The sequence below is a fragment of the Curtobacterium sp. ME12 genome (assembly GCF_903970855.1).
Taxonomy (GTDB): domain Bacteria; phylum Actinomycetota; class Actinomycetes; order Actinomycetales; family Microbacteriaceae; genus Curtobacterium; species Curtobacterium poinsettiae_A.
In genome coordinates this window covers 25,726-47,006 of the sequence record NZ_CAJCKD010000027.1, presented here as the reverse complement: position 1 = coordinate 47,006, position 21,281 = coordinate 25,726, and the positions used below count along the sequence as shown (strand labels likewise).

The 21,281-nt window shown below is 68.1% G+C and carries 27 protein-coding genes; 24 read left to right on the top strand and 3 right to left on the bottom strand.

From position 1 onward, the window contains the following. The first annotated feature begins 214 nt into the window (after nt 1–214). Complete coding sequence (locus tag H7A73_RS13255) at nt 215–403, top strand: hypothetical protein (protein ID WP_182066395.1); 189 nt, start codon at nt 215–217, stop codon at nt 401–403. 1,737 nt (nt 404–2,140) lie between these two features. Here H7A73_RS13255 and H7A73_RS13250 read toward each other — a convergent pair. Further along, nucleotides 2,141–2,476, bottom strand: coding sequence for a hypothetical protein (locus H7A73_RS13250; RefSeq protein WP_182066394.1), 336 nt, complete (start codon nt 2,474–2,476; stop codon nt 2,141–2,143). A gap of 275 nt (nt 2,477–2,751) precedes the next feature. Between H7A73_RS13250 and H7A73_RS18240 the strand changes: the two genes are divergently transcribed. From H7A73_RS18240 to H7A73_RS13210, 8 genes are all read left to right on the top strand, one after another. Then, on the top strand, nt 2,752–2,871 hold the full coding sequence (locus H7A73_RS18240) for an LPD29 domain-containing protein (protein WP_411469316.1): 120 nt from the start codon (nt 2,752–2,754) through the stop codon (nt 2,869–2,871). A 551-nt stretch (nt 2,872–3,422) separates the two neighbouring features. Next, nucleotides 3,423–3,671 carry a glutaredoxin domain-containing protein gene (locus H7A73_RS13240; RefSeq protein WP_182066393.1) on the top strand — a complete coding sequence of 83 codons (249 nt, stop codon included), beginning with the start codon at nt 3,423–3,425 and terminating at the stop codon, nt 3,669–3,671. A gap of 250 nt (nt 3,672–3,921) precedes the next feature. Next, complete coding sequence (locus tag H7A73_RS13235; RefSeq protein ID WP_182066392.1) at nt 3,922–4,125, top strand: hypothetical protein; 204 nt, start codon at nt 3,922–3,924, stop codon at nt 4,123–4,125. A 20-nt stretch (nt 4,126–4,145) separates the two neighbouring features. Beyond that, nucleotides 4,146–4,430, top strand: a complete 285-nt coding sequence (locus H7A73_RS13230; protein ID WP_182066391.1) for a hypothetical protein — start codon at nt 4,146–4,148, stop codon at nt 4,428–4,430. Next, nucleotides 4,427–4,675: a hypothetical protein gene (locus H7A73_RS13225; RefSeq protein WP_182066390.1), complete on the top strand. Its 249-nt coding sequence runs from the start codon at nt 4,427–4,429 to the stop codon at nt 4,673–4,675. The genes H7A73_RS13230 and H7A73_RS13225 overlap by 4 nt, the downstream gene beginning before the upstream one ends. Beyond that, nucleotides 4,675–5,088 (top strand): hypothetical protein, encoded by a 414-nt coding sequence (locus tag H7A73_RS13220; protein ID WP_182066389.1) that lies wholly within the window; start codon nt 4,675–4,677, stop codon nt 5,086–5,088. Before H7A73_RS13225 ends, H7A73_RS13220 begins: the two co-directional genes overlap by 1 nt. Nucleotides 5,089–5,105: 17 nt before the next feature. Continuing rightward, nucleotides 5,106–5,303 carry a hypothetical protein gene (locus H7A73_RS13215; protein ID WP_182066388.1) on the top strand — a complete coding sequence of 66 codons (198 nt, stop codon included), beginning with the start codon at nt 5,106–5,108 and terminating at the stop codon, nt 5,301–5,303. Further along, nucleotides 5,300–5,797 (top strand): hypothetical protein, encoded by a 498-nt coding sequence (locus H7A73_RS13210; protein WP_182066387.1) that lies wholly within the window; start codon nt 5,300–5,302, stop codon nt 5,795–5,797. The genes H7A73_RS13215 and H7A73_RS13210 overlap by 4 nt, the downstream gene beginning before the upstream one ends. A 279-nt stretch (nt 5,798–6,076) precedes the next feature. On the opposite strand, the gene H7A73_RS13205 is transcribed toward H7A73_RS13210, so the two are convergent. Then, nucleotides 6,077–6,265, bottom strand: a complete 189-nt coding sequence (locus tag H7A73_RS13205) for a hypothetical protein (protein WP_182066386.1) — start codon at nt 6,263–6,265, stop codon at nt 6,077–6,079. Between the two features lie 290 nt (nt 6,266–6,555). Next, nucleotides 6,556–7,077 carry a hypothetical protein gene (locus H7A73_RS13200; protein WP_182066385.1) on the bottom strand — a complete coding sequence of 174 codons (522 nt, stop codon included), beginning with the start codon at nt 7,075–7,077 and terminating at the stop codon, nt 6,556–6,558. Nucleotides 7,078–7,187: 110 nt separating this feature from the next. Here H7A73_RS13200 and H7A73_RS13195 point away from each other — a divergent pair, with 110 nt between their 5' ends. The 15 genes from H7A73_RS13195 to H7A73_RS13125 all read left to right on the top strand — a co-directional run bounded on the left by H7A73_RS13195 (nt 7,188) and on the right by H7A73_RS13125 (nt 21,281). Beyond that, nucleotides 7,188–7,487, top strand: a complete 300-nt coding sequence (locus tag H7A73_RS13195) for a transcriptional regulator (RefSeq protein WP_259362891.1) — start codon at nt 7,188–7,190, stop codon at nt 7,485–7,487. Further along, the gene (locus tag H7A73_RS13190) at nt 7,484–7,900 is read left to right on the top strand and encodes a hypothetical protein (RefSeq protein ID WP_182066383.1); all 417 of its coding nucleotides are present in this window, start codon (nt 7,484–7,486) and stop codon (nt 7,898–7,900) included. The genes H7A73_RS13195 and H7A73_RS13190 overlap by 4 nt, the downstream gene beginning before the upstream one ends. 633 nt (nt 7,901–8,533) lie before the next feature. Continuing rightward, on the top strand, nt 8,534–9,199 hold the full coding sequence (locus tag H7A73_RS13185; protein WP_182066382.1) for an XRE family transcriptional regulator: 666 nt from the start codon (nt 8,534–8,536) through the stop codon (nt 9,197–9,199). 8 nt (nt 9,200–9,207) lie between these two features. Then, on the top strand, nt 9,208–9,753 hold the full coding sequence (locus H7A73_RS13180) for a hypothetical protein (RefSeq protein ID WP_182066381.1): 546 nt from the start codon (nt 9,208–9,210) through the stop codon (nt 9,751–9,753). Continuing rightward, entirely contained in the window at nt 9,750–10,664 is a 915-nt protein-coding gene (locus H7A73_RS13175; RefSeq protein ID WP_182066380.1) for a hypothetical protein, read from the top strand. Before H7A73_RS13180 ends, H7A73_RS13175 begins: the two co-directional genes overlap by 4 nt. Continuing rightward, nucleotides 10,664–11,806, top strand: coding sequence for an alpha/beta hydrolase family protein (locus tag H7A73_RS13170; RefSeq protein WP_182066379.1), 1,143 nt, complete (start codon nt 10,664–10,666; stop codon nt 11,804–11,806). The genes H7A73_RS13175 and H7A73_RS13170 overlap by 1 nt, the downstream gene beginning before the upstream one ends. Before the next feature lie 247 nt (nt 11,807–12,053). Next, nucleotides 12,054–12,932, top strand: a complete 879-nt coding sequence (locus H7A73_RS13165; protein ID WP_259362890.1) for a L,D-transpeptidase — start codon at nt 12,054–12,056, stop codon at nt 12,930–12,932. A 7-nt stretch (nt 12,933–12,939) separates the two neighbouring features. Then, entirely contained in the window at nt 12,940–14,535 is a 1,596-nt protein-coding gene (locus H7A73_RS13160; RefSeq protein ID WP_182066377.1) for a hypothetical protein, read from the top strand. Between the two features lie 8 nt (nt 14,536–14,543). Further along, nucleotides 14,544–15,152, top strand: coding sequence for a hypothetical protein (locus H7A73_RS13155; RefSeq protein WP_182066376.1), 609 nt, complete (start codon nt 14,544–14,546; stop codon nt 15,150–15,152). A gap of 18 nt (nt 15,153–15,170) precedes the next feature. Continuing rightward, nucleotides 15,171–15,545: a hypothetical protein gene (locus tag H7A73_RS13150; protein ID WP_182066375.1), complete on the top strand. Its 375-nt coding sequence runs from the start codon at nt 15,171–15,173 to the stop codon at nt 15,543–15,545. A 29-nt stretch (nt 15,546–15,574) separates the two neighbouring features. Then, complete coding sequence (locus H7A73_RS13145) at nt 15,575–16,285, top strand: hypothetical protein (protein ID WP_182066374.1); 711 nt, start codon at nt 15,575–15,577, stop codon at nt 16,283–16,285. Beyond that, nucleotides 16,285–17,655: a hypothetical protein gene (locus tag H7A73_RS13140; protein WP_182066373.1), complete on the top strand. Its 1,371-nt coding sequence runs from the start codon at nt 16,285–16,287 to the stop codon at nt 17,653–17,655. Before H7A73_RS13145 ends, H7A73_RS13140 begins: the two co-directional genes overlap by 1 nt. Then, nucleotides 17,652–19,277 (top strand): hypothetical protein, encoded by a 1,626-nt coding sequence (locus tag H7A73_RS13135; RefSeq protein WP_182066372.1) that lies wholly within the window; start codon nt 17,652–17,654, stop codon nt 19,275–19,277. Before H7A73_RS13140 ends, H7A73_RS13135 begins: the two co-directional genes overlap by 4 nt. A 61-nt stretch (nt 19,278–19,338) precedes the next feature. Further along, entirely contained in the window at nt 19,339–20,745 is a 1,407-nt protein-coding gene (locus tag H7A73_RS13130; protein ID WP_182066371.1) for a hypothetical protein, read from the top strand. Further along, on the top strand, nt 20,742–21,281 hold the full coding sequence (locus H7A73_RS13125) for a hypothetical protein (protein WP_182066370.1): 540 nt from the start codon (nt 20,742–20,744) through the stop codon (nt 21,279–21,281). Before H7A73_RS13130 ends, H7A73_RS13125 begins: the two co-directional genes overlap by 4 nt.

The following is a 21,281-nucleotide window of genomic DNA, read 5'->3' as shown; positions in this document are numbered from 1 at the left end:
CCGGCCAACGCGGCCGCCAATGTCGAGTCAACGGCCAATGGGGGAGCTGACGCAACCCCACCTTCGAGGTCGCGGCATGTCCGACGGACAGCCGATCGACTGCCGAACGCCGAGCATGGCCAGCTGAGGCGGCCGCTGTGGCACCAACGTCCGGCAGCAACCGTTGACCGCTCTACGTCAAGCGTGATCGGCGCGAGTGTCTACGCTGCTCGTCGTGGACGATGAGCTCGAACGGTTGCAGTGGATGTCGAACGACGAACTCGCGGCCGCGCGTCGGAGCGTCATCCGCCGCTTGAACCGGCTCGATCGTGCACAACCAGACGTGGAATTGCGGGAAGTGGTTCTGCAGCGCGTGATGCGGCAGATTGGTGAGGTGCAGGACGGTCGGCGCCGCGAGAACTGAGACCGCCTGCCCTGCAGTTCGCAGTTCACCCAAGCTGGCGCGCAAACCTGTTCAAGGTTCATGGATCAGGCCGACGGGGACCTGGTCTCCGTGTAGCCGGTGCCACCTGGGCTTCGTCTCCCACATTTGGGTCCCGGTAGATCACAGCAAGAAACGGCCCCTGCGGCCGCTAGCGCGCCGCTGGGTGGCACACCCCCGCGGGGCCGCTGATTGTCCGGGAAGCCGTCTTGGTTCCGCAAGAGGCCCGCGGCGGTCCCATGGATGATGAGGTACCGGCGGTACCGGTGCAGGCGTGGATTCACACCTACAACGGCGTCCTCGGCCGGGTGGAAGCGCAGCAAGCGCTGACGCAGTGCGGGCAGATGATGCCGAGGACGTGGGGGTGTGGGGATCGTCAAGCACCGCTGCCCATCCCAGTGACCTCATAGCGTATCGGGGTGACTTGCTAGGTTCTCTAGCGTTACCGTGAGAGCGCGCTCGGATTGTTCCCTCAACACGCTGGAGCGCAGCCGCTCGGATCAGCCCCCAAGATCGGTCTGAGCAGCCCCGGCCCCGGCCCTGTTCCCCCAACAGGCCGGGGTCGCTTCACGTCAAGCCGCCGCTGCGCGCCGGCGATTTATTCCGAGAGGTGAAGAGCTGAGCGGCCGCCGTGCCGATGGGGTGTTCCGGCCTGAGCTGCCCCGCTCAAAGCGGCCCGAAGGGTGCTGCCCGGTTCCTTGCAGTCGCGCGGACCCGTCACGCCATGATCCGGGATGCGTCCGGCATAGTCACCGCACACGTGCTACAACGGCATCGAGTCGAGTCGAGTCGAGTCGAGTCGAGTCGAGTGGGCGGGACGGTGACACGCTCTCCCAGTGGGTCGAGCAGCATCTGACAGATGGGGCTGCGCATGTCCCGCACCGTGGTGTCTTGCTGGATTCGAGGACACGACGAACCGTGAGTGGGGCCGTATTCCGTGGTCGAGTCCCCATGACTACTACCTCGGCCGGTTGGCCGCAAGGGCTACCTGCTCATCAGCCGCGGGCATTTAACCCGAGCCGAGCGACCAGGACAACAACGCGCATACGGCGACTGAGTGGGTGAACCGGTGTTAGGGGCAGCAGCCAGCGGCCCCCGCCCTGCGCCGGTTCATATCCTCTCCCGCCCCCAGATTTCCCATCGGGCCGGACAGGCGTGCGTGGGGCACACGATGGCTCGCAGCCGAGGCAAAGATTCCGCTCGCCCGTCCGGAGCCGCTCGATGGAGCTCGCAGCTGTCATCACCTTCGGCGGGCTCGAGGAGCCATGACATTCGCGCTCGGGATGCGCTGGTCGACGTTGAGGCTATCGGCGAGGCCGGCGATAACCCAGTCGAGATCGTCGGGGGCAGTGCTCGTAGGGTCCGTCATGGGAGACCACTGTGGCCGCGCCGGGTTGCTAGGGCTCCCAGATCAGTTCGTCGTTCACTGTGCGTGTGCGAACACGGTACCCGGGTCAGCGCTGCGCGCGGCCGCGTGATACGTCGCCCATGACTCCAGCTGCAGCCGCGATGGCTGCACGCCGTCATGGACCGCAGCCGCAATCTCGTTCGCATAGAGGTCACGCATCTCTTCGGAATGCTTCCGCAACAACACCACTGGCTCCCCTCGGAATCGAGCGCGCATCGACGATGCGCCCCCTCTGAGCAGCACTCCGCCGCATCGCCGATGCGCACGCATGATTGTGCCTCACTTTGTGCAATGTCGCACGAATTGATGAGCTACGTCGCTGGGCGTCGCCGAGTCAGCCATGCGACTTGGTGTTCCTCGCAAAACCGCCCCGGTAGCTCGTCGCCGCTGTCGAGGTCGACCAGTTCCCAGGCCTCCGGCGTTGCGATCTCTGGGCAGCCCTCGGCGTCGCAGGCGACGAGGTCAGCAAACTGCACGAACCACGGATCGGACGCGACAATGAGCTGGCCCTCGACCACGCCGCCCGTCGCGGCTGCGGCCGAGGGGGTCAGCTCCAGGCTGACGGTGTCCTGTTCGAGCGGGGCAGCGGTTCGGCTGAACCGAGCCCGCTTCCGGTCACGGTTGCGTCCTCCACGACGAGATCCCATAGAACAAATCGTGGCAGCCTCATGGGCTCACTCTCTGCCAGACATGCCGTCACGGCGCACGATCGAACATCTGCACCTCACCGGAACCCGCTCGACCCCCGAAAGTGACGGTGCGCGGCCGGGACCAATCCATGTTTTGGTCCCGGCCGCTCAATCACTCTTCCACAAGCGTCCGACTCCTCGGAAGGAACCGACTTACCATCCCTACCACTATCTTCCTGACGAAGGCCGTCGCAGCCAGGCTGTGCAAGTAACTCGACTTCCGCTTCCCCGGCGTGAAGTTCTCCGTCCGCTGCTCCACTGGCACCGCGGCGGCCTGGACCAACGTCTATCACGAGGACGGCCCCACCAACCCCCAAGTTGACGACGTCTGCTGTCCTGCTGCAGCACATTGACCCCACCCCGGTACCCCTCCGGAATGAGTTGGAACGGGCCGCGCTGGAATCAGGTTCAGCGCGGCCCGCCCGGGCGGCAAGCCGAGCGAGGATGCCACCCCCACCAGCCTAGAGAGGACCACCCAGCATGCGCATCACCTACGAACGCCCCGCGGCCATCGGCGAGCAGACCACCCCGGCAGTACCTACGGCTGACCTCGATCCGACCGGGGCGGAGTCATGCTGCGATGACGTACGACCCTGGCGGGCTCGAATGGCACCGCACCGTCGTCCCGGCCATGCCGACGATGAACACCGCGTCGCAATCGACGTACACGGGCGTGGACCCACGGGCGAAGTGGGCCTGGCATCTATGCCCCAGCTGTACGTTCATAAATGTCATGCCCTGGTGCCAAACAATGCGCATGCGTAGGTTGCCAACAGGCGTGTGACTGGCGGGAAAATAGTAAAAGAATGCGCCGAAAGGGCTAGCATTATAGGCCTGCGTGTTATAAAATAGAAGCATACAGCGGGGGCCCCACCGCATCACGATCTTTCTGAAGGTGATTTTGATGAGCATCACGGTGTACACCAAGTCCGGGTTATGCGGCATGTGCAAGGCCACGGAGCGTGCTCTCGCCTCCGCCAGCATCGGGTACACCGAGCTGCACCTCGAAGACGTCGGCCAGGCGCAGATCGAAGAGTGGAAGACCACCCTCGGCATGAACGCCCCCATCGTCGTCACCGACACGGAAACCGGCTCCTGGAGCGGGTTCCGCCCCGATAAGATCGGCGAGCTCGCTTCGAGCGCGGCGGCGTGATGATGATGACCCTCGAGTGTCCGACCACTGTTCGCCCCGACGTCATCCGGCCCGAGACCCGTGCCGCCGTCGACGAGCTCTACGCCGGCGACGCCGTTGTAGTGTTCCGAGTCACCGGCGCCGCCACCGCGGACCCGACCGAGCATGTCCGCGAGTGGGAATGGTCCGACGAGCAGCGTCAGGTCTACGAGGCCGGCTACATGGTCGGGTTCCAGATGGCCGCCCTCACGCTCATGGCGGAGGTCTTCGAGTGCGGGCCCGCCTCGAGCAGGCAGAGCACGACGCAGACCGGTACTACGCCGAGATGTGCCGCCGGACCGCCCTCGCCGAGCCGACTGTACCGGGGCCGACGTTCTCGGAGATTTCCCGTGCCCGGGGTGAGGACGACCGCGCAGTCCGCCACGAGGCGACGATGGACCGGATGTTCCCGCAGTACGCCGGCGCCCGTGCATGAGCGGGGGCACTAGGACGATGGTGACGAGCGACGACGACGAGTGGCTGTTGGGTTCTGGCGCGCTGCCGCGGGAGCTGCAGCGGGCCCACGCGCGTGCGCGGCCGCCGCAGATTCAGGTGCACGATGCGGAGCAGTTCCGCCGGGACGTGCTGCACCACATCGACGTCCTCGCGCGCCTCGACGTGACCGCCGGTGAACGTGCCGAGACGGCCGCATGGCGCCGCCGTATCGAGGCTGCACCCGCTCATCGAGTGTGGGTCGAGTACCAGCACCCATCCGCCGACGGCCAGGGAAAACCGCGGTGAGCGCCGGGCGGAAGCGAGTCCGCGTCCAGGGGCTCGAAATCCCAGCAGGGGAGATCATCGGACTCATCCGCTGGTTCCCCCTCGCGGGGGAGTGGCAGCACCAACTTGTCACCGGTGCCTTCCACGGCCTCGACACTGATGGCCGGATCGAGCTGATCAACGGCGACGAGCTCCGCAGCTACGAGGCCGACACCTGGGCGGTGTGCTCGGCCGTCCCGGAACCGCTCCACGGTGTCGCGTCCTGATGTCAGCGCAGCCCGCATTCGTGTTCGCACCGCAAGCGGAGACACGGGAGCCCCAGCCGTTGGTTGCGGATGTGTTCGCGGCTCCGGCGGATCTCGACGAGCTCGCCGCACCGCCCGCGGATCGCGGTGCGGGTGAGATCCCGATGGGGGAGTTCACTGCGCGGGAGTGGGCGATCTTCCGGCAGGGGCAACGGTGGGGGTATGAGTCCCGGCAGGCGGAGGTCGACGCAGCGTGGAACGCGTTCAACGCTGCGGACTTCGACGCCGACCGGTACTACCGGGCCGCATACGACCACGACAACCACGACTGCGCCATCCACGCGAACAAGGGCCGCTACCAAGGTGCGTCGATGCGGCTACTGCATTGGGTGGACCCCGACGCTGAACCGTCCGACCCTGCGGTGCGCGCATGAGTGCTAATCGTGGTGAGGTGTCCGCGGCGGAGGTAAACCGGCGGGTGCAGTTCACGGACGGGGCGCTCGGTGCTGCCGGCCATCAGGTCACGGACCCGATACTCCGCGAGTACGTCCGTCGCGTCGCTGCCAAGACGATGACGGTCGAGGCCGCACTCGCAGCCGGTCTCGCGCACCTTGACGTCGAACAGGTCAGGGGCGGTGTCGATACGTGACCAGGTCGACGTCGACCGCTCCAGAACGGTTCTGGTCGCACGTGGTCAAAGGGCCGGCGCCGGCAAACTGTTGGATCTGGACCGGTGCGATCGGTGACGACGGCTACGGCCGCTTCTGGGTGCCACAGCCGGATGGTGGGCAGCGGGCGATGCGGCCGCAACGGTGGCTGTGCGAGCACCTGACGGGTGTCGCGCTCCTGCCCGACGTCCTGCTGCTGCACGCCTGTAACGTGCCGTTGTGCGTGCACGTCGACATCGACCTGTCGGTGTCGCATCTGGCGACGGGGACGCATCGGGGGAACATGGTCGAGCGGGTACAGCGCGGGCGGTACCGCAACGGCTCCACCGCAATCCGCACGGCGGGTGTCGCGCGTGCGGATCGGGTGCGGCTCTCGCGTGCGCTCCGGGAAGCGTTCCGCGATCACGGCTGGGACCCCGCCGCGATCGCCGCGCACAAGACCGGGATCGAGTCCGACACACCAACGCTCTGGTGAGCGCGGCCCGGCCGCGCAAGCTACCCGACGCGTCGGGTTGCCGCGTGTGTGGGGCAGAGGTCGGTGTAGCTGGGGGACGTGTCCGCGGTCGACCATCCGTGGTCCCGCGCGAACGCGCGTGCTTCGGCGCGGCTGCTGGTGTCGTCGGCTGTCGCGATCGGAATGATGACGCGATCGCAGCTGAACGCGTCGCAGCTCACGACCATCGCTGAGCGGGCAGCCACAGTCCGACCGGCTACCTGACAGGCCGGGCGAACCCGCACCCGGCAGGAGACATCATCACGCGGCCGCGTCGTCGCTGCGGTCGACGTCGTACGCGCCGGCTCGTGCGCTGTCATCGACCGCCGCCGATTCGTCCGGCCGCTCAGCAGCGGATGTCGTCGTGTCCTGCTTGGGGCGCTTTACTTCCCGCACTGGGAGGCCAGGGCGTTCGGCGACCTCGTCGCGGGTGACCTTAGTGTCGAGCATCTGCCCGATGATAGCGGCGGGTTTCGCGCGGGATGCTGCGACCTGCTGCTCGGTCTCGGCACGGATCGCCGCGACGCGTTCCCCAGCATCCGCTTCGATACCTGCGACTGCGTCGACGGCGACGAAGTACTCGACGGCGAGCTCTTCGAGATGCTCCTGCCGGCGACGGAACTCGGCGGCGCGCTGCGCTGGCTGCTCCCGTGCGGCCTTGCGGGCGGCGGTCTGCTTCGCTGACTTCCGGTTCTCGGCCGTGTCGGTCCCTCCCGATCACACGTCCGGCCGCCCTGTCGCTACCCAACGGCTACTGCACCGGCCAAGAGCGGCCGGAAGCGGCCCGGCGGTCGCCGGGCCAGGAACTCTGACAGCGGGACGAATGCGGCTGCGAATGCCGCCGCGCTCATCGCTTGGGAGAGAAGGATGTCTTGTGGATGCGCCACCGCCGCAGTCAGGGCGGCCGCGGCTAGTACGCCCACGATCGCGCCGAGCGCCGGAGCAAGCACTCGTGCCCCATCAATCCATCGCTCCCAGCGCGGCACGTCCAAGCGAATATGTGCTAGCTCGTGAGCAAGAGTGGCACAGAGGATCCGAGGATCGGGGTACTCGACCGTGCTGATCGCAACCTCTACCCGCCGCAACTCTGGAAGCGTGTGTGCCGTTCCGGCGGGAGCGCTGATCGCGGTCACGATGACCTGGAAGTCATCGACGTTCATCATGGCCGCTATTAGCGCGGCCGTCTCCTCTGCCAGTCGTTGCGCGCTCCCGAACCGTGTCTTCGGATCGGTCACCCTTCCCCACGTCGTCATCTCGCCCACCCTCAGCACCGTATCGGGGACACGGGCGAGGACAACCGGTCGCCCCTACCCACCGAGGCACGTTTCGCGGGAGAATGGGGACGGAGGAGGCAGAACCGATGGGGCCACGCGTGCTTTACCAGGACATCAAGCCCTACGACGTCCCCAAGTCCCTTGGCGCCCTTCAGGGACCCTCCTCAGGCGTGCTGACGCTCCCGTTGGACGTGTACTGGGGCCCCGAGTCTGACGCCGACCTCGACACGCTCTCGGGCGTGACGAAGGCGTACCAGGCGATCCTTCGCGAGGGGGCTTCGGAGGTGCAGGAGGCGCTGCTGAACCGCGACGTGTTGCTGCAGACGTGGGATGAGCTGCTCCTGCCCGTTCGCGTTCGGTCGCTCTGGGAGTCCCGGTTCCCGGAGCTCACCGCGTGAGCGACAGCCGCGATCTCCAGTTCGAGGTAGCGCAGACGAATCTCCGCGGCGCCGATCAGCACGGGTTCGTCCTCGCCGGGTCTGGAGCGATCCGTGAGCACGGCATCGTGGACCGGCTCACCCGCGACGTCGATCTGTTCACCAATCGCTACGACGCGGCCGAGTTCGACCGAGCCGTTACCGAAGCCAGCACCGTCCTCGCAGACGCCGGCTACGTTGTGGAAGAGCGTTGCCGGGCGGAGTACTTTGCACACCTGAACGTCACCGCGACGGATGGCCGCCAGGTCAACGTCGACCTGCCTACGACTGGCGCGGCGCCGAACCGCCCGGCTGCAGGTGGGCCCGGTGCTATCGGTGGACGACGCCGTGGCGATTCCGACGCGCAAGAGGGTCCTGTATGTGGCTCGGGATGAGTGGTCGGCGGGCGGCCAAAGGGCCCCGCCGAGTTGGGCTTCCAACGTGAGTTGACATAATCTATGTTATCGGCGCGGATGCGGAACGCTTATGTGTATCAACTTCCCCGCAGCCACCTCGTCCGTGAACCCGGAGCGCCCCATTGCTCTGAACGACACACAACCCGGTCGAGCGTGCCGACGACTGCCGAAATGGCCTCGTCCGCAGTGAGTCGCATACGCGTCAGCAACGACAGTGTTCAACGATGAACCTTGGATCAATCGATGACCATGTCCGCGCGGGCATGGCTGCCGGAGGCACCGCGATTCACCGGAGAGCAACCCCCTCCCCCGGATCCTCCCTGTTGGACTGTCGGCTCATTTTCAGCTCAGCTGCATCAGGGTGGTTGCCGTGCAGACCGATCGTTCCACCCAGCCTGCCGAATCGATCCACCCACGCAGTCCCGAACAACCCTTCGAACCAAGAGCCCCGCATGCCTGGGTCTGGCTACTTCTCGCCGGAGCCGCGGCCGTCGGAGTCATCAACGTGGTCGCCATTGCTCTTCGGGGATAAGTTGCCGGATTGCAAGACTGCTGTATCTTTGCGATGAGGCGCGCAGAGCCGACGCCTGCTAGCGTTTTTGAGTGGACCCAATGAGCGAAACTTCCGCACAAGCCCTGCACGGAGCGCTTGCCGCCGAGCTGCGGGCAGCGCAAGGTGTCGCGCATGTCAACGTGCGCGCGTGGGCAGAACGCTCGTCGATCACCCATGACACGATCTACCGGATCCTCAACGGGAAGCGTCCGGTGACGGTCGTTGAGCTGGTCACGTTGTGCCGGGCAATTGACGATGATCCACTCGAGCTCTTGGGCCGTGCCGCCAAGCGCGCCGGCCTCGACCTGGTCGACGACGTTGACGAGGTCGTCCGGTCGGACAGGGCGCGGCTCGCGCTCGAAGCTGCAGGGCTTTGGGGCAACCTCGATGAGTCGTACACGAAGGCACGTGCTGCGCTGAGCAAGACGGGACACCTGCTGTCGCTGCGCGAGTGGCGAGCGTTCGTCGACGGCGCCGGCTCGCACTCATTGGTCGTCGCACTCGCGGACTTCCTCGAGGTGCCGGCGGACTACCTGCTGGGGCAGACGCCCGAGGACGCGGCACAGCGGATCGACGCCCAGCTGGGGTTCGCGAAGTCGATGCGCTCCTTCGGCGTCACACAGATCGCGGCTCGCTCGCTCGACGAGTTGGAGCCGGAGGAGATGGCGACGGTGGAGTCTGCGATTCGCGCGCTGATCGACAAAGAAGAGGGTCCCCGATCCTAGACAAGTGAGTGCTCTCTGAGGGGGAGCGCTGGACGGGAGACATGATGCTAGGACGCCGCAGGGGGCAAGCCGCCCACGAGCCGGTCGCGGCGATCGCTGCGGCCCTGGTGTGGAACACGCCTCTGCCCGAAGAAGCGTCCTTCGAGCACCTGTGTGCCGCTGTCTCCGAGATCTACGGTCGGCGGCTTGTCTTCGCCGAGACCGACGCCCCACTCAGGGCAACTACCGGCGTCTTGTTCGAGGCGAAGACGTTCACCGGGATCATCGTCGCGACTCAGGACAGCGACTACTACAGCTTCCTGAGCCGCCTGCACGAGCTCTGTCACCTGCTCGTCCGGAGCGCACCGGCAACGTGGTTCCCGCCAGGCACCACCCGTCCGAGGCAGCCGGATCCCGAGTCCCGGATGTTCCTCCGCCTGTGCCCACGGAACAGTTCGGAGTCGGGCGACGCTGAGTCGGTCCGAGAAGAGTTGATCGTGGAGGAGATGGCGCGCATGTTCACCCGCCGGTTCACCACCTACGCGGACACGACGGAAGAGGAGCACTTCGGGTGATCCAAAGCGCATGTCTCCTGGTCCTCATCGCGGTCGTCGTGATCCGGCACCGATCATGGCGAAAGCCCGCATGGTGGGCCACCGTCTTCGCAGCAGTGTCGCTCGCAAGCTATGGAGTCATCGGCGCTCCACCCCTGGTCCTCGACGGCCTCCTCGGCTCCCGGAACCTCCTCACGCTCGTCCGTGACGCCTCGGCCGTCGCGGCACTGGCGCTGTTCCACAACGCCGTCGCTGCCGAGCGCGGGTTCCAACGCCGGCGGCTGCCGTGGTGGGTGATCGTCGCGGCGACCGTCGCGTTCTCGGTCCCGTTCCTGCTCATCACAGCGCCCGCAGGGGACGCCACACGCTTCGTGCTCGACCGTCTCGACCAGGCAGCCGTGTGGCTGTTCGCGACGCTGTACACGGCGATCATGGGCGCCCTCAGCGCCCACACGATCCGAATGCTGGCGGAGCGGCGAACGATCCCCACAGTGTTCTGGGTCATCGGGCTGTCCCTGATGCTCGTCAGCGACGTCATCGAGGTGATCTACCTCGGCATCGCGCACTTCGCGCCCGTCTCAGCCGCATTCCGAGAGCACTACTACTACGTGGCGGAGGAGCCGTTCTTCTCCGGCATCATCATCGCCGTCGGCGGCTTCTTCTGGATCCTCGGCGCGCGCAGCTTCTGGCGTGCAGCTGCTCGATGGACCGTCCGGATCGACGCCCGCGGCCACGGCCCCAGCTACCGAGAGGGTCGGCTAGCCCTGGTGCGTCCGGGCGGGTGGTCGAACAAGCAGCTGGCGTTCGACTCGGCCGCGAACGTTCGGGACCGCGTCAGGGTCGGCCTCCAGGATCTCTCGGCGACCGAACGCATCGTGTTCGGGCTCATCGAACGAACGCTGTCCAAGAAGCTCGGAGAAGTCACCCCCTGATGCTCGCCCTCATCATCGTCGTCATCGCGGTCGTCGTTCTCGCAGCCGCGTACGCCGCGGCCGTGCTGTTCCTCGCCCGTGCGGTGGTCTTCCCGCAACGGGCTCGGCCGACCAAGATCGTGAGCGTCGACGACGACGGCCAGAGCGTCGTCCTCTCGAGCAACCCGCTGACGAGGTTCGACGGGATCCTCGGGCTGCTGTACGACAACGAGACGAAGCTGACCGTGCTGACCCCCGGTGCGGAGGTTGCCGGCGACGGCAGCACGGTGACGCGGCGCCTCGCCGAGCGGGCGCCGCTCGAGGGGGGCACCGAAGGCCGCGCCGCGGGGAACATGTTCACCGCGGCGAATGTCACCGGGACCGAACCGGTAGACGTCGCGATCGACACGGACCACGCGACGCAGCCAGCGTGGCTGTACGCCGGCGTCGGCACGAACTCGTCGACGTGGGTGCTCCACGTGCACGGCATGCTCGCCGGCCGCGACTCCGCCCTCCGGAGCGTCAGCGCCCTCGCCGGCACGGGCTACACCTCGCTCGTGATCTCGTACCGCGGCGACCGTGAGGCGGCAGGGGAGGGGCGTGCACCCTCGACACTCGGGCAGACGGAGTGGCGCGATCTTGACGCAGCGATCGCGTACGCCCGATCGCAGGGCGCAGCCCGCATCGTCGTCGTGGGCTGGTCGCTGGGCGCGACCGTGGCGCTCGAGGAGACTGTGCACGGGCCGCAGGGCGCCGCGATCGACGCCCTGGTCCTCGTGTCACCCGTCGTGAGTTGGGCGCGAACCATCCGGTACGGCATGACCCGGCAACGTGTGCCCCGCTGGCTCGCCGCTTCCGCCATCGGGCTGCTGTCCTCACGGCTCGGTGCACGCCTTCTCGGCCTACCGGTCACATTGCACCTCACTGACACGTTGCCGGAACCGTCCGTCCCGACCTTGGTCATCCACTCCGAGGGCGATCTGACCACGCCATTCTCGGCAACCGTGGCGTTCGCCTCAGCATCGGACCGCGTAGCCGTGATGCAGTTCCCCCCGGCGCCGCACGCGATGGAGTGGAACGCGGATCCCGACCGGTTCGGCGCGACAGTCGCGGACTGGATCGCTGCACATCTGCGACAGATTGGCGCGCTGCGCGAGACGTAACCTGAACGGGGGTCACGGTATTGCGTTGATCTTGCAAATCTGCAACACTCAGGCTATGAGTGGCGCGGATCGGTTTTCGTCGTGTGAGGCAGATGCCTCAAGCACGGTCCCGCCCCTGAGCTCGCGGACCGGGCTTTCTGACGGCTCTGGTTCCGCGTCCGTCGTCGGCAACGGCGACGACGGTCAGGTGCAGACGCGTCGACCCCTCGCGCGCCTGCACCTGGCCCACCACTGGCGCGCAACGATCGTGCGGAACGTTCTCGTAGCTGCGGTGGCCGTGGTCGTGGTCGTGGTCGTCGTTGGTACGTGCATCACGGTCGCCGTGGTGGCTCGTCCGACCGAGCAGTTTTCTGCACTGACCGCGTCGCCGAGCACGGCGGTGTCGATCCCGGTGCGTCCCGGTACGTTCCGCGCTCTGACGGCCGCCCAGGTGGCGTCCCTGCCGGAGGCCCGGTACGACGCGGTGATCCCTGGCCTGATCCGCTACGACAGCACGAACACCACGGCGCTGACCCGATCGGCGACGCTCACGAAGGACGTCGCTCTGTACGGTGCCGCGCAGAAAAGTGCAGTGGCGCACCTTTCTGCAACGAACTTCCTCGGCGATCCGACGACCGTCGTCCCAGTCCGGACGGACGGCGCGTGGACGCTGATCCTGACACCGGCGCGCCAGCAGCTCCCCTCGAACACGAACGGTGACGCTGCAGCGCAGACCGCCGCTTGGCTCCGCACGGACGCCCTCACCGCGGGGGAGGCGCTGCCGTCCCGCGTGGTCGTGTCCGTGAGCGAGCAGACGCTCAGCATCGTCGCCGGCAAGGACGTCGCCACCTACCAGGTGGGTGTCGGCACGAAGACGACCCCGACACCGACCGGTGTCACCGGGTACCTGCAGGCCCGCTACCTCGACCCAAAGCAGGGGCAGAGCGTCCACCCGATCGAGCTGACGTCGCTGCACTCTGCGGCGAAGGACGAGCCGTTCGGCGGCTCGGACGGCGGCCTGATCGGGGTGCACTTCAACACCACGAGCTCCGGTGCGGTCTCGCATGGATGCATCCGGCTCACCGCCGAAGCGATCACGGCAGTCAACCGACTGCCGCTGGGTACTCCGATCACGATCACGAAGTGAGAGCACGATGACGGACACCACACACGACTCCGCCGACGTCGATGAGCGTCCCGCCGTGACCTGCCCGTTCTGCACGGAGGCAGTGCCGCAGGCCACGTTCTGCATGCGCTGCGGCCGTCAGATCGGCCAGCTCGACCTGACGAAGATCTTCACCTCCTCCGAACGAGCCGCCGGCTACGCCGAGGTCGTCCAGCGCACGCCGTTGGCTCGGACCGGCGACGTCGACAACGCTGTACTCGACGAGCCCGAGGTGGAGCACGAAGAGCCCGTGGGTGAGACGGATGCGCGCCCGACGCTCCGCGTGCTGTTCGGCGGCCTGTTCGGCCGCGGCGCCCGCCCGACCGACGCCGCCGCCGATGCGCCAGCCGTCGAGGGGGACGCTGCCTCGAGCGCAGAGGACGAGAATCCGAGCCTGCGGACCTTGTTCGCCAGCTGGTTCCACCACGCACCGGTGGACCCCTCGGCCGAGAAGGACGAGCAAGGTGGCGTGGACGTTGCCCCGCTTCTCGACGAGAGTCACCGCCGGTGGGTCTGGGTTGCGGCTTTCGTCGTCGTCGTGGTGGGTACAGCGGCCTTGTTCGTGGCCGGCAGCGGACACGAGGATCAGCAGAGCTCGACGGCGCAAGTCGCCTCGACTCCCGCGACGACGCTGCCCGGCTGGGCGAAGAAGCCCACGTGGGCGAAGAGCGGCGCCGTTGGCGCGGTCGGCGTGACCAGCGACGGGAACTACGTCGGCTACGCCCACGGGCGCACCGTCACCGTCCTGCACGCCGGGTCGGGCCGCACCGCGGCCACGCTGACCCTGCCCGGGAAGGCCGTCGGTGGCGTGTCCGCCGTGACCGTCGACGGCAAGCCGGCACTCGCGGCCGCGTCCAAGACGGCCGCGACCGTCTGGGGTGCCGGGAAGCTGCAGCTCGAGGCGGGGATCCCCACCGGCGGCAAGTTCCAGGTGCGCGCCGGCGTGCCGTTCGTGACCACCGACACCACCGCGGCGATGCTCACCGGGCACGGCGCCGTACCGGTCACCTTCCCGCGGCCGGGCGCGCTCATCATGGGCGGCACCGCGAACAGACAGGTGCTGTGGGCCTCCGCTCGAGGCGAAGTCCTCACCGCAGCCACGAACGGCACCGTCACCCGCACCGCGAAGCTCGCCGCCCCGAAGAACGCGACGGAGATCTCCTCGTGGATCGTCGCCACCGACAACACGGTGTGGGTGCGGTGGAAGACCCGCGAGAAGGGTTCCGTGCTCGCCGCCCACGACGTCCGCGACGGCAAGGCCATCAGCAGCACCGGCACCAGTTCGGATGAGCCGGTCACGGCCAGCCAGGACGGGAAGACCCTCCTGGTGCAGGGAACCGCGTTCACCGCCGCCGGGAAGACCGTCGCCATGCCCAAGGGGTTCGTCGCGGACGGGTTCGTAGGCAACCACCTCTACGGCGCCGACCAGGACGGCACGACCGCGTACGTCGCCGGCGACGACGTCCGCACCGGGCCCGCACCGACCGTCGTCCCGGTCGCCGAGACCGGATCCGGCGACCTCATCGCCGTCACGAACGGCCGCATCAGCACCTACGCCACCTCCGACAACACCACGAAGCAGTAAGGACCTCCATGCACACCCGCACCCGCATCGCGCTCACCACCGCCGCGATCGCCACCATGACGCTCGGCCCCGCCGCCGTCAGCCACGCCGACACCGCCGCCCCGGACGCCTCGATCGCCGTCGACGTCCCGGTCGACCCCACCCAGCCGGTCGACCCGACGCTGCCCGGGGACCCGACCGTGCCGGTCGACCCGATTCCTGTGGACCCGATCCCGGTTCCGACCGACCCGACTGACCCAACCGACCCGGGCACGGACCCGACTGACCCAACCGACCCGGGCACGGACCCGACGGTGCCGACGGACCCGATCCCGGACCCGTCGGAGCCCGCCCCCGCGGACCCGACGACGCCGGTCGACCCGGATCCCGCCCCTGCGGACCCGGGCACGGATCCCACGCAGCCCACCGACCCCGGCACGCCGGCTCCTGCGCAGCCCGCCCCGACCCCGGCTCCGGCTCCGACGGCTGCGCCGTCCGCGGCCGCGAGCTCGCCGGCGCAGGCTGCCGCTCCTCGCTCTTCCGGAGCGTCACAGACCCGTGGCAGCGGCCCCGCCACCACGACTCCCCAGCAGCACACTCCTAACCCTGGAACGACGCTCCCCGTCGTCGCCGGCTAACCCCGAAAGGCCCAGCTCATGAGCGCACTCCTCGCCCCGGTCATCAACATGACCACCAGCGCCGTCATCGCGGCACACACGCCGTCCGAGGTGACGGCGAAGGGCGCCAACATCAACCCGTTCGACGGCGTCAAGCCGGACCCGTCCTGGCTCGGTGACAACTTCACCACCCAGTGGAAGATCGCGCTCGGCGGTGTCTGGTTCCTGTTCATCCTCGGTTCGGCGTTCTTCCTGCTCAAGGCCGTCTCGAGGCTGCGGCACTTCAAGAACGCGAAGAACCCGCAGAAGGCGGAGGCCGCGAAGGGCGAGGTGCTCGGCACGTCCCTGATGACCGGCGGGATCATCATCGTCCCGGCGATCTTCGGGTTCATCCTCAACGCCGTCAACGGCTGAGCCGTCCACACCAGCGAGGGGAATCGCACATGAGCAAGCAAACCGCATCCCAGCCCCGGCGACGCCGCCGGTGGTGGCTGATCCCAGTCGGGATCCTCGCGGCGATCGCACTCGTCGCGGTCGGCGTCACCATCGCGAACCTCGCCGCGCCGAACACAACCCGCACCCCGGCCGGGGCAGGCTCGGGGGCCCCCACAGGCACCGGGAGCACCGCCCCGGTCCAGGGCGTCGACTACGCCTCGGGCTGCGTCGCCGGCCCGGACATCACGTCGAAAGACCTGCTCGAGCTCCGCGAGAAGAAGCAGTTCACTCCGGCCGGGGCAGCGGAGTTCCTCGGCGCCTTCATGCAGCTCTATAGCGCCGCGGACCCCGACCGCCGGCCGAACCTGCGGGAGACCGTCGACGACGTCACGGACGGCACCGCGCACTCGATGCTCGCCGCGTCCGATCTGTCGAAGTCGGGCTACGACGACGGGCAGACGCACGGCGTCGACCTGTCCGGTTCGGCGTACCTCGTCCGTGACAGCACCGACACCACCGTCACCATCGCGTTCGCCGGCCTCACCACGACGAACGGCAAACCTGACCCCGCCGAGGACAGCGCCTCCAAGTACCAGTACACGGGCGGCACCTTCACCCTCACCACCAGCGCGCAGGGCTGGGTCATCTCCGACGCCGATCCCTCTCCCGGCTGGGACGAGGGCCTGACGTCCGGCACCAAGTACAAGGAGGGCTGCTGATGGCATGCCAAGCAGGAGCAATCGTCTGCGGCGGCGGTGACGCGCTCGCCAAAGGCCTGTCGTGGATCTCCGGCGTCTTCGCCAAGGGCAAGGGCGCGGTCGAGGGCGTGAAGAAGGGCATCGAGTTCGCCCAGGACCCGCTCGGGTTCATCACGCAGCAGATGCAGGACGCCGTGCACGCCGTCGCCGGCGTGCTGATCCCGTGGCTGCTCAGCGCCCTGCACCCGAACTACGACGCCCAGTGGTGGCTGAAGTCCTACGCGGTGTCGTTCTCGATCTCGATGTTCGTGCTCGCCGTCCAGCTGCTCATCATCACCAGCCGACGCCGGAAGGGCTCGCTGGGCGCGAAGGAGATGCTCGAGTCGATCTTCATCGCCGCACCAGCGTTCCTCATCGGCGCCGCGTTCGGCCCGGTGATCGGTATCGCGCTGACGAAGGTGTTCACCGCTGCCGGCGACTCGATCGCCGCGTGGGCGGTGAACTCCACCACCCAAGAGTTCTTCACCAAGATCGCCGAACTCGCCGCGGCCGATGACGCCGGAGCGCTGCTGAACTCGGCGATCGTGTCGATGTTCGTCCTCGGCACCCTGTTCCTGAGTCTGCTCGGGGTGGCGTTCATCTTCATCATCCAGCTGGCCACCCAGTACCTCGTCGGCGCGGTGCTGCCGCTCGGGTTCGTGTGGATCGTGAACCCGGACACCCGGAAGATCGGCAAGGCCGTCCCGATCATCTGGGTCGTCATCGGTCTCACGCAGGTCGCGTTGATCCTCCTCGTCGGCCTGGCGTTCCGCGCCATCAACGGGATCTCGATCACCGCCGACCCGGGCACCCTCGGCAAGCTCGTCAACCCGATCCAGACGTTCGTGAACCTCGCGGTGCCGGCGGTCATCTCCTTCATCGTCGTGTTCGCGCCGCTGTCGATGCTGAAGTTCATCCCGCGCCCCGGCGGCGGTGGCGGCACGTCCCGAACGAGCGGGTTCACCCCGCCACAGGTGGCGCCGCAGATCCCGAACACCCCATCCCACGCCCCACAGACCGCGCACCAGACCGCGGCGTCACAGCCGACCGGACAGAGCGGTGGCGGCGGCGCAGTCAACGCGACCGCGTCAGCGGCGAGCACGGCCGGCAAGCACGCAGCCGGCGCAGCCGGTGCTGCCGGGAAAGCCGGAGCCGCAGGTGCGGGTGCCGGCGCTGCCGGAGGAGCGGGAGCCGCGGCCGCGGCGGGCACCGCATCGACCGGTGTCGGCGCGCCCCTGGCCGTCGGGATGCTGCTGGCCAACTCGGCACTCAAGGTCGCGCAGCAGGCCTCGCAAGCCGCGTCGACGGCCGCTGAGCAGGCCGTCGAGCACGGCACCCACCAGGAGGCATGAGCATGCGCACCTCGATCATCGGCGGCGACAGCGCCCACCGTGGCCTCTTCGGCGGTCGGATCTCCAAGCCCCGGCTCTGGGCGCTCGGATCGAGCGTCGCGCTGACCCTCGTCCTCGTGTTCGTCATGGGGCTCTGGGCGCTGCTGGTTGGCGTGGTCCTCATCGGGGCCGCGTGGTTCGCGACGATCGACACGGCGAACAACACCATCCTGCAGCGCCGGATGAAGACCGCTCGGTGGAAGGAGCGCCTCCGCCGCGGGACGACGAAGTTCGTCCCGTTCGACCAGGACGGTTGGGACATGCTCACCGACCGGTGGGCCGAGGCGAGCACCCGCGAGGAGAAGCGGGAGTCCATGCAGGAGCTCCACGCAATGCGGGACACCCCGGACGGGGTCTCCGGGATGCTGTGGCTGCAGGACGGTGTCGGCGAACCGGGGATCCAGTGGCACCAGACCCCGGAAGCGGAGGAGTACCTCGCGGTCACCTTCACCACGACGGGGCAGGTCACCGGCATCGAGACCGACCAGGTCTTCGACGTCGCCTCCGCCGGCTTCTCCGCCGTCGTCGCGTCGCTCGGGGACCCGCTCGGGTTCGCCAAGCGCATCCAGACCATCAGCCGCAACATGCCCACCGACTCCGCGCAGCACGAAGCGTGGATGGCGGAGCACGGCGACAGCAGCGTCCCCGCGGTGTTGCTGCACTCCTACAAAGACGTCGTCGACGGTGTCGCCGCTGGGCAGCTCATGCAGCGGCCGATGTTCACCGTCTCCTGGCCCGTCTCGGACCGGTTCGTCCGCCGGGCCGCCCGCCACGGCGACGCGGCGCTCGGGTGGCGACTGTTCATGGCGAACGAGATCGAGGGGATGCGGCGCATGCTCGTCGGCGCCGGCTACAAGAACGTGCACGCGATGACCGCCCGGCAGACCGCCGCGGTGATCCGACATATGCAGCACCCCGGCTTCCCAATGGAGCAGGTCGCCGACGTCACCCCGACCACCGGGTGGCTGCCCTCCGAAGACGCGTGGTCGTACACGACGTACGTCGGCGCACCCAAGGGCGGTCAGGTGTCGGTGTCGCTGTCACGCACCGCACGCATCACGGCGAAGAACCTCGAAGTGGTCGAGCGGAACGCGCTGTGGATGGCGCCGCTGCTCGGCGGAATGCAGTCCCAGGTGGTGCGGACGATCGCCTGGCACATCGAAGGATCCCCGCAGGACGAAGCCCGCCACCTCTCCGAGCAGGACCGGGTCTCCGACATCGCCGACCAGATCAAGCGCGACAAGGACGGGCAGATCGAAGACGTCGCCCTGAACGTCGAAGCCGACGCCGCTCGGCGCCGCCACCAGGACCTCATCCCGGGAACCGGCCACGTCGGCGCGAACTGGGTCGGCTACATCACCGTCACGGACGGCACCGAACGCGGCCTGGCTGACGTCTCCGAGCTCATCGAGGACGCCGCGAGCCGAGCCGGGATCCGCACCCTCGAGTGGCTGGAGGTCGACTCCGCCACCGCCAACGCGTTCACCTGGCCCGTCGGCCGTGGCATCGCGCCGGCGAACGTGTCGATCGGCTCGAAGGTCGAGCAGTTCGCGCAGGGCAAGGAAGCGAAGGAAGCCCTGTGAGCGGCCGCCACCTTCGAGAGCCCAGCGAGCACACCACCGTCGAACGAACAGGAACGAACCGATGACCGACACCACCGTGCTCGAGCAGACGCAGCTCCCCATCGGCGATTGGGAGTTCCCCCGCCTCGAGCCCCGCGGCTACGTCGAACCGCGCAACCGGATCCTGAAGCGAACCGGCTACTACGGCGGCCCCGTCAAGGGTGCCCCGTCGACGTCGCGGCAGGTCGAGGTGCTGAACCAGGGGATCTTGGAATCCCCGATGCAGTTCGAGGGCCTGCTGTCCGGGGTCGAGACGCTGTCGAAGACGCCGAGCGTGAACGATCAGTTCCAGGCGTACGCGCTGGGTCTGGTCGACTCTCCGAACGTCGTCGAAGCCGGCGACGTCGGCGTGGGCAAGTCGACGCTGATGAAGTGCGACTACGTCCTCCGCGCTCTGACGCTCCTGCGTCGCCGGGTGGTCGTCGTCGACAAGAAGCAGCAGTCCCCGACGGAGCCGTGGGGCGAGTACACCAACGTCGCCCACACCGCCGGGGTCGACCCGATCCGGCTCGCGCTCGGCGACCGAGACGGGTCCCGGATCAACATGCTCGACCCGGCACTGTCGCAGACCCGGTTCATCGCCGGCGACACCGGCGCCCTCATGGTGCTGCAGCAGGCGGCCGCGCTCCTGAACGACGGCACCCCGTTGGACACGTGGGAGCGGAAGGCGCTGCGGGCAGCGCTCCGCGACGGCGCCGCCCAGGCGCGGGACCGGGGCCGGGTGGTGAACATCTACGACGTCCTCGACCACTGCGGTGTCATCAGCGACGAGCTCACTCGGCAGATGAGCCCCACCGCGCTCGAGCGCATGCACGAAGCCGGCCTCACGCTGCGGTTCATTCTCGAACGTCTCCCGGAAGAGATGCCGGGCCTGTTCGACGGCGAGACGTCGGAGAACGTCAAGCTCGGCGAGAAGCTGACCGTGTTCGACATCTCGCAGCTGCACGAGTACGGCCCCGCGGTGCCGCTTGCGATGATGCTCGCCAACGCGTGGACCCTCGGCACGATCCGCCGGTCCGAGCCGGGATGGAAGACGACGTTCTGCGTCGACGAGGGCTGGTTCCTCGTCGGCGGGCCGATGGGGAAGGTCATCCAGTCCAACGCGAAGCTCTCCCGCGCGCTCGGTCTGTCGAACGTGGTGAACATCCACCACATCTCCGACATCCCCGCCGACGACCCCGCGGTGGCGTTCATCAAGGAGGCCGGGACGATGCACCTTTTCCGGCAGTCGAAGGCCGACGACGCGGTCGCGGCCGCGCAGATCGCCGGGCTGAAGCCCGGCGCGGCTGAGCAGCTGATGACCCTGCCGAAGGGGCAGCACTTCAAGAAGGTCGGCCTCGCCGCGGAGGTTCGGATCGCGCACTTCCGCTCCGAGCTCGAACGGCAGATCACCGACACCAGCGCCGGCTTGACGGGAGCAGCACTGTGAACCGCACCAGCCTCGCGATCGCCACCGCCGTGGTGGTCGCCGCAGCCCTCACCGGGTGCGCCAGCACGCCGGCGCAGCCGTCCGTGTCGGTCCCCGCAGCAGCACCCACCGGTGCGGCCACGAGCGACGACGGGCAGCCGAAGGTCACCGGCCCCGGCCAGGTGACCCCGTCCGCGCAGCCGACGGCACCGGTGAACGCGGAGGACCCGATCACGCCGACGCAGGAGGGCGCCGCGACCGGGACGGCGTCCGGGTTCGTCTCCGCGTACGTCGACAAGAGCGTCACCGGCGACGCATGGGCCAAGGGATGGATGCCGTACCTCACCACGCAGGCGCAGGCCGCGTACGAGGGCACCAGCCAGCAGGCGGTTCCCGGGACCACGCTCTCCGGCACGGTGAAGCTCGAGGACGGTGGCACCAACGGTGCCGCGATCGTCGACGTCCCCACCGACGCCGGCACGTACACGGTGCAGCTCAACCAGGTGAACGGCTCCTGGAAGGTGCTCCGCGCGATCCTCCCCGGCGAGGACGACTGA

Excerpts from the sequence above, each read along its gene's own strand:
- H7A73_RS13250 (WP_182066394.1), bottom strand. The coding sequence starts at position 2,476 with ATGGGATCTCGTCGTGGAGGACGCAACCGTGACCGGAAGCGGGCTCGG.
- H7A73_RS13205 (WP_182066386.1), bottom strand. The coding sequence starts at position 6,265 with ATGCTCGACACTAAGGTCACCCGCGACGAGGTCGCCGAACGCCCTGGC.
- H7A73_RS13240 (WP_182066393.1), top strand. The coding sequence starts at position 3,423 with ATGAGCATCACGGTGTACACCAAGTCCGGGTTATGCGGCATGTGCAAG.
- H7A73_RS13150 (WP_182066375.1), top strand. The coding sequence starts at position 15,171 with ATGAGCGCACTCCTCGCCCCGGTCATCAACATGACCACCAGCGCCGTC.
- H7A73_RS13130 (WP_182066371.1), top strand. The coding sequence starts at position 19,339 with ATGACCGACACCACCGTGCTCGAGCAGACGCAGCTCCCCATCGGCGAT.
- H7A73_RS13135 (WP_182066372.1), top strand. The coding sequence starts at position 17,652 with ATGAGCATGCGCACCTCGATCATCGGCGGCGACAGCGCCCACCGTGGC.
- H7A73_RS13185 (WP_182066382.1), top strand. The coding sequence starts at position 8,534 with ATGAGCGAAACTTCCGCACAAGCCCTGCACGGAGCGCTTGCCGCCGAG.
- H7A73_RS13160 (WP_182066377.1), top strand. The coding sequence starts at position 12,940 with ATGACGGACACCACACACGACTCCGCCGACGTCGATGAGCGTCCCGCC.
- H7A73_RS13140 (WP_182066373.1), top strand. The coding sequence starts at position 16,285 with ATGGCATGCCAAGCAGGAGCAATCGTCTGCGGCGGCGGTGACGCGCTC.
- H7A73_RS13220 (WP_182066389.1), top strand. The coding sequence starts at position 4,675 with ATGTCAGCGCAGCCCGCATTCGTGTTCGCACCGCAAGCGGAGACACGG.
- H7A73_RS13155 (WP_182066376.1), top strand. The coding sequence starts at position 14,544 with ATGCACACCCGCACCCGCATCGCGCTCACCACCGCCGCGATCGCCACC.
- H7A73_RS13170 (WP_182066379.1), top strand. The coding sequence starts at position 10,664 with ATGCTCGCCCTCATCATCGTCGTCATCGCGGTCGTCGTTCTCGCAGCC.
- H7A73_RS13145 (WP_182066374.1), top strand. The coding sequence starts at position 15,575 with ATGAGCAAGCAAACCGCATCCCAGCCCCGGCGACGCCGCCGGTGGTGG.